The sequence below is a fragment of the Collinsella aerofaciens genome, assembly GCF_901212495.1.
GTDB classification, from domain to species: domain Bacteria; phylum Actinomycetota; class Coriobacteriia; order Coriobacteriales; family Coriobacteriaceae; genus Collinsella; species Collinsella aerofaciens_H.
Genome location: NZ_CAAKNY010000053.1, coordinates 78,379 through 91,482 on the forward strand (window position 1 = coordinate 78,379; position 13,104 = coordinate 91,482).

Annotated in this window: 12 protein-coding genes; 6 read left to right on the forward strand and 6 right to left on the reverse strand. The window is 59.5% G+C overall.

Features of this window, described 5'->3' with window-relative positions; translation table 11 throughout:
* Positions 1-101 precede the first annotated feature (101 nt).
* From SFLMC1_RS06305 to SFLMC1_RS06330, 6 genes are all read right to left on the reverse strand, one after another.
* Positions 102-848, reverse strand: coding sequence for an energy-coupling factor transporter transmembrane component T family protein (locus SFLMC1_RS06305; RefSeq protein ID WP_152074814.1), 747 nt, complete (start codon positions 846-848; stop codon positions 102-104).
* Positions 841-2,592, reverse strand: coding sequence for an ABC transporter ATP-binding protein (locus SFLMC1_RS06310; protein WP_152074813.1), 1,752 nt, complete (start codon positions 2,590-2,592; stop codon positions 841-843). The genes SFLMC1_RS06305 and SFLMC1_RS06310 overlap by 8 nt, the downstream gene beginning before the upstream one ends.
* A gap of 129 nt (positions 2,593-2,721) precedes the next feature.
* Complete coding sequence (locus SFLMC1_RS06315) at positions 2,722-3,273, reverse strand: hypothetical protein (RefSeq protein ID WP_152074812.1); 552 nt, start codon at positions 3,271-3,273, stop codon at positions 2,722-2,724.
* A 216-nt stretch (positions 3,274-3,489) separates the two neighbouring features.
* On the reverse strand, positions 3,490-4,062 hold the full coding sequence (locus SFLMC1_RS06320) for a hypothetical protein (RefSeq protein WP_152074811.1): 573 nt from the start codon (positions 4,060-4,062) through the stop codon (positions 3,490-3,492).
* Positions 4,063-4,456: 394 nt separating this feature from the next.
* Entirely contained in the window at positions 4,457-6,382 is a 1,926-nt protein-coding gene (locus tag SFLMC1_RS06325; protein ID WP_152074810.1) for a C69 family dipeptidase, read from the reverse strand.
* Positions 6,383-6,777: 395 nt separating this feature from the next.
* Positions 6,778-7,695: a diacylglycerol/lipid kinase family protein gene (locus tag SFLMC1_RS06330; RefSeq protein ID WP_152074809.1), complete on the reverse strand. Its 918-nt coding sequence runs from the start codon at positions 7,693-7,695 to the stop codon at positions 6,778-6,780.
* A 98-nt stretch (positions 7,696-7,793) separates the two neighbouring features.
* Here SFLMC1_RS06330 and rnd point away from each other — a divergent pair, with 98 nt between their 5' ends.
* From rnd to SFLMC1_RS06360, 6 genes are all read left to right on the forward strand, one after another.
* On the forward strand, positions 7,794-8,927 hold the full coding sequence (gene rnd, locus SFLMC1_RS06335) for a ribonuclease D (RefSeq protein ID WP_152074808.1): 1,134 nt from the start codon (positions 7,794-7,796) through the stop codon (positions 8,925-8,927).
* A gap of 64 nt (positions 8,928-8,991) precedes the next feature.
* Positions 8,992-9,696 carry a zinc metallopeptidase gene (locus SFLMC1_RS06340; RefSeq protein ID WP_152074807.1) on the forward strand — a complete coding sequence of 235 codons (705 nt, stop codon included), beginning with the start codon at positions 8,992-8,994 and terminating at the stop codon, positions 9,694-9,696.
* Positions 9,697-9,811: 115 nt separating this feature from the next.
* Positions 9,812-11,263: an exodeoxyribonuclease VII large subunit gene (gene xseA, locus SFLMC1_RS06345; protein WP_373422700.1), complete on the forward strand. Its 1,452-nt coding sequence runs from the start codon at positions 9,812-9,814 to the stop codon at positions 11,261-11,263.
* A gap of 42 nt (positions 11,264-11,305) precedes the next feature.
* Complete coding sequence (gene xseB, locus SFLMC1_RS06350) at positions 11,306-11,572, forward strand: exodeoxyribonuclease VII small subunit (RefSeq protein ID WP_006234311.1); 267 nt, start codon at positions 11,306-11,308, stop codon at positions 11,570-11,572.
* A 156-nt stretch (positions 11,573-11,728) separates the two neighbouring features.
* Entirely contained in the window at positions 11,729-12,064 is a 336-nt protein-coding gene (locus SFLMC1_RS06355; RefSeq protein ID WP_152074806.1) for a histidine triad nucleotide-binding protein, read from the forward strand.
* A gap of 41 nt (positions 12,065-12,105) precedes the next feature.
* The gene (locus SFLMC1_RS06360; protein ID WP_152074805.1) at positions 12,106-12,996 is read left to right on the forward strand and encodes a LysR family transcriptional regulator; all 891 of its coding nucleotides are present in this window, start codon (positions 12,106-12,108) and stop codon (positions 12,994-12,996) included.
* The last annotated feature ends 108 nt before the right edge of the window (positions 12,997-13,104 follow it).

Here is a 13,104-nt window from a genome sequence, read left to right on the forward strand (position 1 = left end):
CAGGTTAATTTTGGTAGGTTTTATCTGGGAAAACAGTAAGGCCTCGGCTCGTTTGGTGCGAGCCGAGGCCTTTTGCATTTGCCGTTTGCTGCCAGCGATTGCTAGAACAGGAAGCCGATGGCGACAAGGGCGATGCTGACGATAAGTACGGCGATATCCAGGCCTTTGATGGGGTAGCGCTTATACGAACTCGCACGTGTGCGCAGGTAGAAGCCGCGCTGCTCGGCGGCAAGCGCGGTGGCATCGGTCTTGCCCACGCTCGAAATAAGCAGTGGCACGCACAGTGGCAGCATGAGCTTGAGTTTCTTGACGGGATTCTTAGTGTCGTACTCAACGCCGCGCGCGGTCTGCGCCTCCATGATGGCGTTCATTTCCTGGCCAAATACCGGCACAAAGCGCAGCGCCGTGGTAAAGGTAAAGGCATAGCGATATGGCACGTGCAGCACCTCGACGCAGGCGTTGGCAAGGTCGTTGAGCTTGGTCACCATAAGCATGAGGATGAGTGGCAGCGCCACGCCCAACAGGCGTAGGCAGGCCTTCGATCCGGTAATGAGGCCCGTGTCGGTGATAAAGCCCCACACTATGTTGCCGTCGCGCATGAAGGCCAGCTGAAGCACCAGCATGATAAGCGCGAGCGGAATCAGCAGCTTGAGTAGCGAGAACAGACGGTCGACGACGCCGGCGTAGACGCCCAGTGCAAGGGTGAGCGCCAAAAAGCCCAACAGCGCCACGTAGGTATCGGACAGGAAGATGCCGATGATGATGGCGGCGGCAAGGCCCAGTTTGACGACCGGGTTCAAGCGGTGCAGCAGTGTATCGCCCGGCATATAGTCGATGACGTTAACCACGGTGGACCATCTCCTCGGTAATGCGAACGATATCGGTGACCTCGCTCACCTGTGCAAAGGCGGGAGAGACGGAGGATGCCAGACGACGAGAAAGCTCTATGACTTGGGGTGGCTCAACGTAGGCTCGCTGCATGAGCTCGATGTTCGAGAACAGCTCGTGCGTGCGGCCGCGCTCGAGGATGCGGCCGTCGGCCATCACCACGATGCGCTCGGCAAAGTCGGATACGACTTCCATGTCGTGGCAGACCATGATGACGGCGCAGCCGCGTTCGGCCATGGTGCGCACGGTTTCCATGACGGTCATGCACTCACGGTAGTCAAGGCCGCTCGTGGGCTCGTCGAGTACCACGATTTTGGGCTCTACGACCACGACGGAGGCGAGTGCCACCATCTGGCGCTGACCGCGCGAGAGCGAGAAGGGCGCCTCGTCGGCCGGCAAGCCAAAGCGGTCGATGACGAGCTGGGCGCGACGCAGCGCCTCGGCACGGTCGATGCCGGCAAGCTCCAGTCCAAAGGCGACCTCATCGAGCACGGTGTCCTTGCAGATCTGGCGGTCGGGGTTTTGGAAGAGGGTTGCGACTTCGCGGGCGATGCGACTCGTGGGAACGGCTGCGGTGTCCAATCCTGTGACGCGCACGCTGCCCGAGGCGGGCTTAAGCAAGCCTGTGAGCAGCTTGGTGAGCGTGGTCTTGCCGGCGCCGTTTTGGCCGACGATGCCCACGAGCTCGCCGGGATAGAGGGTTAGATTGAGGTCGTGGACGGCGGCGCCGCCATTGGGATAGGCAAACTCAACGTGATCGAAGGTGAGCACAGGCTCGGCGTCCTTGGCGTGCGGGCGCAACGACGGTGCGTGCGGTGAGCCGGCGGGTGCCTGAATGTCACTGCTTGCGTGTGCGGGGTCGACGATGCCCGTAATCAGGCGCTCGGCCTCATCAACATCCAAACAGGGAGTGCCACTGGCCAGGCCATCGGCCTCGAGGCTGTTGAAAATGCGCGTGACACGCGGGCAATCGACGCCGATGGCGCGGAGCTCATCGGCGTGTGCGAAGACCTCATGCGGCTCGCCCTGTAGCGCGATTTCACCATGATTGAGCACGAGCACGCGGTTGCAATACTCCGAAAGCAGGGCGACTTTTTGCTCAACGACGACGATGGTGATGCCGAGCGCACGGTTTGCCTCGCGCAGGGTCTCGAAGACCAGCGTGGAGCTGGCGGGGTCGAGCGCCGCGGTGGGTTCGTCGAGCACGAGCACGCGCGGACGCATGGCGAGGATGGCGGCGATGGCAACCTTTTGCTTTTGGCCGCCCGAAAGCGTGGCGATCTCGCGGTCGCGCAGGTCGCTGATGCCGACGGTCTCGAGCGTCTCGCTCACACGTTGCTCGATCTGGTCGTGAGGAACGCCAAAGTTCTCCAGGCCAAAAAGCATCTCGTCCTCGACGACCGAGGCAACCATTTGCGTGTCGATGTCCTGCAACACGCTGCCGACGATCTGCGACACATCGGTGAGCGAAACTTCACAGGTGTCGTTGCCGTCAACCATGACGGACCCAAAGAACGTGCCGGTATAGTGGTGGGGCACGGCACCCGACAGGCAGGCGGCAAGCGTGGACTTGCCGGCGCCCGAGGGCCCGATGATGCCGATGAAATCTCCCTTGTTCACGCTGAGCGAGATGTGGCTGAGCGCCTGCTCGGTCTGCGTGCCATAGGAGAACGAGACATCGTCGACGTTGATGATCGTTTCCATGGATACCTTTCGGAGTCATTGGGGACGTTCTTACATGACTAGTCGTTTAAGAACGTCCCCAAGAGCTAGTTGTTTGGGACAGTCTTTGATGGCGGGACTGCTTGGGTGTGGCCCGTCCATCATATCAGGCTACTTGCCGAGTACCTTGCGCAGCGGGAAGAAGAGGGCCTGGACCACGACGGCGTTAAAGACGGCGGTGCCGAGCACGATGGGCGTCTTGGCGAGCGCCGTGGGCAGCGCGGCACCCATGATGACGGTGCCCAGGGCTGCGAAGAGAACGCCCGAAACCAGGGTGGTGAGGAGCCCGGCGATAAAGGGGTTAGTCTTGTCACCGCCGATATTGGACTTGACGAGGGCCGCCATGGTCAGTGCGCCGGCGAGCTCGGTGACAAAGTTGAGACCGGGGATGGACGTGGTGATCTGGATGACAGCGGCTGACAGGATGCCAAAGATAGCAGCCTGGGCAAAACTTGCTTGCGTAAGCGCGATAGCCAAGGCATAGGCGGCTATGATGAACTGAGGCTTAATGCCCGTAACCGACAGAGCGTTGCCGACGGTCATGTTGAGGATAAAGCCGGCGGCAAGCAGGATAGCGAGCAGGACGAGCGAGCTGACATTTACCAGTCCCTTGGAGGCGGGGGCGGCAGTGACGGTGCGCGCCTGGGCGTTCTGGGTAGCCATGATGTTCTCCTTATTCTCCTTAAGGTGAGATTTGAGATAAGAGTGCCCTGAACCCCCACGAAAGGGGTTAAATCGAAAAGGGGATCAATTTTGAATAATGGAGCACGGAGACGGCTTACGAGGGCCCCAGGTTGGCGCGAAAGAGGAACGAAGCGTACTTGGGTATGCGAGCGACGAATGAACGCCAAGATGGGGTGGCTCGTAAAGCCGAGCAGGTTAGTTGAGCTTAAGGGCCTTCTGGATGGGCAAGTAGAGGGCACCGACCAGAATGGCGTTAAAGACGGCGGTCATGGCGACGACGGGCAGCATGGCAGCGGCGAGCTCGCCCACCACGCCGAGCATGGCCATCTTGATGACCATGAAGATGACGCCCGAGACAAAGGTGGTCAGGAAGGTTGCGACGATGGCGATGGCGGGCTTGACCTGACCGTTCTTGCCCGCGGCGTTGACGATGCCGGCCATGAGCATGGCGGCGATGCCCTCGGCGGCAAAATCGACAAACGGCGAGGTAGTGGTGATCTGGATCACGGCAGCCGAGATCAGGCCGATGATGAGCGCCTGGCCGATGTTGGGGCGAACGACCAGGATGGTGAGGCAGAAGGCCGAGATGATGAACTCGGGGCTGATCATGCCGCCCGAGATGCCTGAGATGGCCTTGCCGACGGTGAAGTTGAGGATGAAGCCGGCGGCAAGCAGGATGGCGAGCAAGACGAGGGCGCGGACGTCGAGTTTGCCGCGGTCGGCGGTCTGGACGGTGCGGGGCTGGGCGGCGGTGGTGTTCTGAGACATGGTGAAAATCCTTTCGGAATGGGAGTGCAAGAGAAAAGTGGAGGCGCGTGATGCGAATGCGATCGGGCTCGAGATAGCAAAAGGCCCCCGGTCGAAACCGGAGGCCTTCCAATCACCTAGAGCGCAAAAACAGGCGTGAGGGACTCACTGTCGACCGATCGTATTCGCATCACGCCACCACCAGTTGCTGAGGGACTTCATCGTGTTCTTCATGTTGGTGGCTCCTTTCGTGATGCCGTGGTGCGGTCGCACCTCATTGCTGTTGCGCTGCACTATAGCACAGCGAAGTGTGTGCGGGGAAATCTTTTTTGAAAAGATTTCGGTGACGTTTCCCACCGGTCGAATAGCTGAGCGGGCGTGGTGACTCATGTGCCCCGCCCGCTCAGCTAAGACATTACTCCTTATTGCGACGGTAGAGGAAGTAACCGCCTGCGGAGATGACGGCAACGCCAGCGATGGCGAATGCAGCCACCATGCGGCCATCAAAACGATCGCCAGCGGTGGGCAGGCTGCCCTTGGTGTTCGTCTTGTTGGTGGTTACCGTGGTCGTGGTGTCCGACTTGCCAGGCTTCTCGGGCTTGGTAGCGGGATGCTCGGGCTTAGCGGGATGCTCGGGGACACTGGGCTGCTCAGGAGTGCCAGGCTGCTCGGGAGTTCCGGGCTGATCCGGGGTCACCGGGTCGGTGGCAAGAGCGTCTTTGGCATAGGTGATGGACACCTTGAGACCGTTGGTCTCAGTGTTCAGGTCGCTTGGGGTGAAAGGCTCGTCAAAGTTTCCGGCCTTCTGATAGGCGCGCATCTCCTGGAGCAGGGCCTTGCACTTGACGTAGGTGTTCTCGGTAGCAGCCTTGCCAGCCTTGTTGGCCAGAGCGGTGCGGCCCTCGGTGGTCGTTTCGGCCAGCATAGCGGCATCAACTTCCTTGTTCTGCTCGATGAGCTCGTTTTGGAGAGCGTCGAGGTAGGTGCGGACGCTGGCGCCGAGCTGCTCGGGGTGCTCGAAGCAGAGGGAGCTGATGTCCATGAGGACGTAGTTGATAGAGTTCTTGGGCTCCTCGTTGTTCACGATGTCGGTCTCTTTGCAGTGGTCGAAGGAGACAGTCTGATCGCTGAAATACGGGCTGACTTCAGTGAGCAGCGCGGAGTAGAAGGGGATGGCGACGGAGTACGCGGCGCGGGAGAGCATCTCCCACTGGATGGTGGCAACCTGGGGATCAAGGCCGCGACGAATCTGGAAGAGGTTGATCTCGGTGTTGCGCTCGGTGCCGATGGCGTAGGCGCCGTCGGTGTTGGCGTTAAGGCCGGGGACATTTTCGCCGCGGTTGCCAAAGGCACGAATCAGCTCAAAGGTGCTCCAGCCAGACTTGCCAGGCTTGAAGAACAAGGGCTGGATTTCGCTGACGGCTGCGCCGGTACCGTTCTCGTCTTTAACGATGGTGTAGTCCTCGTCCTTGATTAGCGGGTTCATGAAGTAGTCTCGGCCTTGGACATAGCGAGTCCACTGATTCCTGCCGCTTTTATCGATTCTCTCGCCATAGGTCTTGGCAACGTCGAATTTGCCGTCGGTGTACTCGGCGAAGCCCTTCTCTTCGGGCATGGACTGGATAGCCTCGGAGTGGAGGCAGTTCTCGGTGTCGTCGAGGTCGACATCGTAGTTGAGGCTTCCGATATTAGGGTTGAGCGACGCGATGTCGTCAGCGAGCTTTATGGCAATCCACTGATGCCCGGAAAGTGCGGCGAACAGCCAGGTCTCGTTGCTGTCGGCGATGACAATCTGGTCGTTGGAACAGACGCCCTGCTTGTCGATCAGGCTGCCGATAAGCTTGACGCCCTCACGGGCCGTGGCGCTTTCGCCCAGGATAACGCTGGCGTAGCTGTACTCACCCAAGCCATTCGTCAGGGGGTCCACAGCTTCGACATCTGCATTCATGCTGGTGCTTAGCGTGGCGGAACAGGAGACGCCCTTCTCGTTGATGCCTGCCTCGGAGTAGGCATCCCAACGCTCATCCCACTGCGAGGGGTGATCACGCACATAGCTGTAGCGATACGTGGTTTTGTTCGAGGTGTAGACGAACCCGGACTCATCGGAGCTGTAGGTGAAGCCGGGGGCGTGCGAATCCTCGATGCCAAAGTGCTTGAGGTAGCGTTTGCCATAGTCCTCGGCGCGGCCATAATACGTATTGCCGTCGGCAGTAAGATTTTTGCCCATGTACATCTGCGTGCAGGCGAGCGCAGATGTCGGCATGGACATGATGGTTGCAGCTCCAAAGGCGAGGCCTATGCCAAGCTTTTTGAGCGCGTTGACGGGGTGAGTTTTCCTCATATTCCCTCCCAGCGTGCGAAAGTCCTCTGCCGCCAGAGGGCTTCAGCCAATAAAAACATCTCCCATAGCGTAACGAAGTGGAAACAATGTTCATCTATGAAAGAAACTTACTCGATAAGCGTGATGAAACATGCGACGAGCGGTTAATTATACTCATTCAATAGGTATAAAAAGCAACATAATGCCTGCATATGATGCAGCGAGATAAAGCATCATAAAAGAAGGCCCCTTGTCATCATGCGATGCATAACGGCGAGGGGCCTAGGTTCCAATGGATTGCTTTGGACTTGCGTTCACTTCTTCCGGCGGTGGATCACGTTAATCACATAGCCGACGAGCATGGCCAGAACAATGACGATAAAGCCGAGCAGGGGATTGTCGTTCATGGGGTTCTCCTATTTTCCGAGTGGGGAGAATTCGTCGACGATGAGGTCGAGGCATTGCGGAAGTGCGCGAGCACCAAAGACGCCCGAGTTGCTGGAGATGATCTCGCCATCGAACTGCATGCCCAGCGACGGCGTACAGGTGATCTTGGCTTCTTTGGTCTGGATGATCTTGAACTGCGGGCGGCCGAGCACCTTGCCGGCGGGGTCGAGCGCGGCGGTGATCACGGTGGGCAGGAGCTGGACGGTTTTTACGGGCTCGATGACCGCGATGTCGACCATGCCGTCGTTCATGCGGCAATCGGGGAGCAGGTTGATGTCGTTTTGAATGACCGAGGTGTTGCCGGCCATGCAGCAGATGCCATCGAGCTCCTCGACAATGCCGTCATGCTCAATCGTAAAGTGCGCCACCGTGGGGTTGGGTGTGGCGAGCGCCGACAGGAAATAGGCGATCTCGCCGATGTCGTTTTTGGTGGGGGCGGCCTTCATCATGATCTCGGCATCGTAGCCCGATCCGGCGATGATAATAAAGCCGTGGCGCTTTTCGTTGCCATTCTCGTCGAGCCAAAAGAGCTCGCCCATGTCCGCCTTGACGGTACGGCCGACGCGGCAGGCCTTGGCGAGCGCCGCGGCCTCGGGGGCATTGCCAATGTTGTTGAAGAACAGGCAGGCCGTGCCGGAGGGGAAGACGAGCGTGGGGATGCCGCATCCACGCATTTGGTCGAGCACGTTGGAGACGGTGCCGTCGCCGCCCGAAATCACCACACGATCAAACTTGCGCACGTCTGCCACGGCGTCCTCGGGTTCCATACCATCGCCGATAAAACGCATCACGACCTCGTCGCCGCCCTGCGCGAGGGCGTGCGTGAACGCGTAGATCTCATCTGAGCTGGGGCCCGATGCCGGGTTGTGGATGATAAGGCAGCGCATACTTACGTTCCCGTTCTGTGACTAACCGAGTATAGTTGTAGGGCAATGCCGTTATCCTACCCGTGTTTTTCGGGCCTAACCTTATTCGATGGGTTGATATGTACATTTCCACACATCAGGCTCTGCTCGACTTTTGCCAGCGCGCCCGTGAGTTTGACGCGATTGCCGTCGATACCGAGTTTTTGCGCGAGCGCACATTCCATCCGCGCCTGTGCCTGGTTCAGATTGCCACCCCTGCCGAGAGCGTCGCGGTCGATCCCCTGGTGATCGACGACCTATCGCCGCTGGCCGAGCTTATGGCCGACGAGAGCGTGACTAAGGTCTTCCACGCCTGCTCGCAGGATATGGAGGTCATGCTCCACACCGTGGGCGCGCTGCCGCGTCCGATTTTTGACACGCAGGTCGCCGCCGCCTTTTTGGGCGAGCGCCAGCAGATTTCCTACGGCGCGCTCGTGCAGACATTTTGCGGCGTTTCGTTGCCTAAGACCGAGTCGCTGACCGACTGGTCGCGCCGCCCGCTGACCGATAAGCAGATCGAGTACGCAATCGATGACGTCAAGTATCTGATCGTCGCCTATACCGAGATGATGAGCCGCCTGCGCGAGCTGGGCCGTGTGGATTGGGTGCTCGACGAGTTGCGTCCTCTGGCCGACGAGTCGCACTACCGTGCCGATCGTCACGAGGCATTCCGTAAGGTCAAGCGCATCAACTCCTGCAGCCGCCATCAACTGGGCATTGCTCGCGAGCTTGCCGCTTGGCGCGAGGATCGCGCCGAGCGCCGCAACATCCCGCGCAAGTGGGTCATGTCCGACGATACGCTGCTGGCGCTCGTCAAGCGCAATCCCGTGCGCGTTGAGGAGTTCCGCAGCATCCGCGGTACCGACCAGCTGGGGGAGCGCGACGTGGACGGCGCGTTGATGGCCATCAAGCGCGGTGCGAGCTGTCCGCACGATCGCCTGCCGCTCTTGGTGCGCGGGCATCACCAGATTTCGCCGGAGCTGGAGAGCGTGACCGACCTTATGTATGCGCTCATTCGCCTGGTTGCCGAGCGCTCGGGTGTGGCGACCTCGGTCATTGCCTCGCGCGATGACCTGGCCGACTATATTGAGCACCCCGAGCAGAGCCCCCTGCGCGAAGGCTGGCGCTTTGAGCTCGTGGGCTCGCGCCTGGACGATTTGCTCTCGGGCAATATGGGGTTGACGGTGAAGGACGGCAAAATTGAATTGCTGTAAGGAAGCCTAGCCGCATGAGTGGGTAAAATGCCTCCAACGTGTAACTCGATTCGGAGGAATTCGCATGCCTTATTACTATGGATACGGCTTTGGCATCGACCCGCTGTACCTGCTGGTTGTTCTTGTCTGCACGGTGCTTGGCCTTGCCGCACAGAACTATATCAACTCGACGTACAAAACCTGGTCCAAGGTCCGCTCGGACGGCGCCACGGGCGCCACGGTCGCTCGCCGCATGCTCGACGCCAACGGCTGCAACGCCGTGGGTATCAAGGGTGTTGCTGGCGAGCTCACCGACCATTACAACCCGCAGGACAACAACCTATATCTGTCAGACGCCAACCGTTCGGGCGGGTCGGTCGCAAGCGTTGCCGTCGCCTGCCACGAGGCGGGTCATGCCGCCCAGCGTCAAAGCGGCTATGCCATGATGAAGGTACGCACCGCTTTGGTCCCCGTCGTCAACTTTACCCAGAACACCTGGACGATCGTGCTGCTCATGGGCCTGTTCATGAACATCGCGGGGCTCACGACCCTCGCGCTGGTCTTCTTCTCGTTTAGCGTGTTGTTCCAACTGGTTACGCTGCCGGTTGAGATTGATGCCAGTCGGCGCGCCGTGGCGTATATTGAGCAGTCGGGTATGAGCTCCAAGCAGGTCAATGGTGCCAAGAAGGTGCTGACGGCCGCCGCGCTCACCTATGTGGCTGCGGCGCTCACCTCGATTATTCAGCTGCTCTATCTGATGGCTCGCTACAACAGAAACTCCAACCGATAACAAATTGGGTCGCTGGGCGCCGCGGTGATTTGTGTCCCCGCGGCGCTGTACTATGTGTTGGACTTGAATTTGCGCAGGGCCGAAGCCTCTGTGCACGATGACGAAAGGAGGCTGCGTGGCTGGCTGGAATCTAACCGGCAATGCCGTTTCCGCCGAGTTCGATGGATCGGACGAGCAGGGGCGCAAGGAGCTCAGCGTGAGCCAGGCGGTGGAGATCGCCGCCGGCGCGCTCGATGCCATTCCGCAGCTGAGCGTTTTGGGCGAGGTCACAGGTTTCCGTGGTCCCAACGCCCGAAGCGGCCACTGCTACTTTCAGATCAAGGACGACTCGGCCGCCGTCGACTGCATCATCTGGAAGGGCGCCTACCTTAAGCGCACCTTCGATCTGCGCGACGGCATGCAGGTGAGCTTTAAGGGCAGCTTCAATCTCTACAAGCCTACGGGTCGCATGAGCTTTGTCGCCCGCTCGTTCTCGCTGGCGGGGGAGGGTCTGCTGCGTCAGCAGGTGGCTCAGTTGGCCGAAAAGCTGCGTCGCGAGGGCCTGATGGACGAAGCGCGCAAACGTCACATTCCGGTGTTTTGCTCGCGTGTGGCGGTTGTCACCTCGCTTTCGGGCGCCGTGATCGACGACGTCAAGCGTACGCTGCGCCGACGCAACCCGCTCGTTGAGCTTGTCTGCGTGGGCGCCAAGGTTCAGGGTGAGGGCGCGCCGGCGGAGCTCATTGAGGGCTTGCGTCGCGCCGCCGCCATCACACCGTCGCCGGACTGCATCTTGCTGGTGCGTGGCGGTGGCTCCTTCGAAGATCTTATGACTTTCAATGACGAAGACCTCGCCCGTGCGGTGGCGGCCTGTCCCGTGCCCGTGGTGACGGGTATCGGCCACGAGCCCGATACTTCGATCTGCGACATGGTGAGCGACCGTCGCGCCTCCACGCCAACGGCAGCGGCAGAATCGGTGGCGCCGGCTATGACGGAGTTGGCCGACGTGCTCGAGACGCGCCATCAGCGTCTGGGCGCCACGATGGCATCGATGATCGGGTCGAATCAGGTTGATCTGGAGATGCTCGACCAGCGCGGTCGTCGTGCCTGGGACGCCCATACGGCTCGTCTGGGCGACGCGCTCGATGCAGCCGCGTGCCGCCCGTGCCTCAACGACCCCACGTTTATGGTCGAGCGTCGCGAGTCTGAGCTCGCCTTGACGGCCGATCGCCTGTCTGGCGCCATAACGCGCTCGGTCGGGGCCTTCCACTCCAACTTTGAGCGCCTGCCCGAGCGCTTGATCGCAAGCACCTCAGGACTCGACGGCAAGCGCCATGCGCTCACGCTTGCGAGTTCCCGTCTGGAGCATCAGGGACGCACGATGCTCAGCAAGCCAGCGTCCGATCTGGGCCGTGCGGCGGCTTCGCTCGATGCCCTGTCGCCGCTCAAGGTGCTTGCCCGCGGTTACTCCATCGCCTATAGCGATGACGGCGTGGCTACGAGCGCCAAGACCTTTAAGCCCGGCGACGCCATTCGCGTGCGCATGGCAGACGGCAACGTGGCAGCAACGGTCAATACGGTCGAATAGACCGCGTTTCATAGTGATAAACCTTTAGGAAAGGAAACAGATATGGCAGAGAAGACCCCGGTCGAGCAGCTTACGTACAAGCAGGCTTCGCAGGAGTTGGAGCTCATCATCCGCAGTCTGGAATCGGGCGACATGGAGCTCGAGGAGTCGCTCGAGAGCTATACCCGCGGCGTCGAGCTCCTCAAGAGCCTGCGTACTCGCTTGTCCGATGCCGAGCAGAAGGTCTCGGTGCTCCTGAAGGACGTTGACGGCAACGATGTGCTCGCCGACGGCGAAGCCGCCAACACCGACGACAACCTCTCGTTCTAACCACCTCGCAGCCTACTTTGGGGTAGTCTTTTTGGGACGGGGCTTTTTTGACTACCCTTGCGCGATGGCTTGCCGAGTGTTTGCGCTTGCAAAAAAGTAGTCAAAAAAAGCCCCGTCCCAAAAAGACTACCTTGGTTTGTGAGAAAGGAACCAGCCATGTGCGATTGCATTTTCTGCAAAATTGCCAGCCACGAGATTCCCTCGACCGTTGTCTATGAGGACGACCAGGTCATCGCCTTCGACGACCTCAATCCCCAGGCGCCGATCCACACGCTCGTGATCCCCAAGAAGCACTACAGAGACATCGCCGACAACGTGCCGGCCGAGACCATGGGCGCCATGGCTCACGCCGTCCAGGAGGTCGCCAAGGCCAAGGGTCTGGAGGACGGTTTCCGCGTCATCTCCAACAAGGGCGTCAACGCCGGCCAGACCGTCATGCACTTCCACATGCACGTCCTCGGCGGCAAGAACCTGGGCGAGAACCTCATCTGAGGGCGCGTAGCCCGTCGACTTGGCTGCCTTTGGAGTAATCTATGCAGCTCTCCCAACTCGAATACCTTCAAGCGGTAGCGAACTATGGCGGCGTGCGTAAAGCGGCTCGCGCCGTTCATGTGAGTCCGCAGGCCGTTTCGTCGGCAATCAAAAAGTTGGAATCTGAGTATCAGATTGTTTTGCTCGACCGATCGGCGGGGGAGGCTGTTTTGTCTTCGGCGGGCAGAGAATTTGCGCGTCGTGCACGCGTGATCCTGGCACAAGTCGACGATCTCAAAAAGTACGCTCAATCGGGGAACGGCGGCGTCTCGCCCGACGGCCACTTTCGTCTTTACGCCCCCTGTCTTCACGGACGGGGGCGCCTTTTTGCCGAAAACTGGTACGACTCGTTTGAAAGCTCGCACCCTCAGATTCATCTTGATGTGTGGCATCAGCCAACGGCAACATGCTTTGAATCACTTATACTTGGAATTTCGGACGCGGCTATCTCGTTTGAGGAACCACGGGACAGCGTCCTTTCTTCAAAATATTTGGGTGAAAAGGAGCTCAAGGTTCTTTCGTGCCCAGCGGGTCATCAATCTGTTGACGCTATGACCATTCGTGAGTTACTGGGCGGCAGGCTCGCTGTTCCTATTAATTTGTCACCCTGTCTCAATGCAATCAATCAATGTCCCGAAGCCCAGCTCGTCAATTTTCGCTTCCGTGATGTCGAATACGGAAGCAGGGCTCAGACTGAGTTTCTTCAAGCCGGGGGATTGATATTGAGTTTGTCTGGGTCCTCTCTCGCATCGGATGGGTCAGAAGTGAGTGAGTGCTCCATTGAAGGTTCGCGTGATGTAACCTTGCCCATCTACTTTTGCTATCGACAAAATGCCTGGACCGATCGACACCAGACGGTATTTCTGCACCTCTTGCGTCATCTTGCTTCGTGAGATTGATTGGCCTCGAGACGTCAAGTGATTATTGACGCCTTGTAACACATAGCTGACAGTTTTGCCCTCATGCTTTTCCAAGATTCCGATTTAGATTGCTGACTCTTG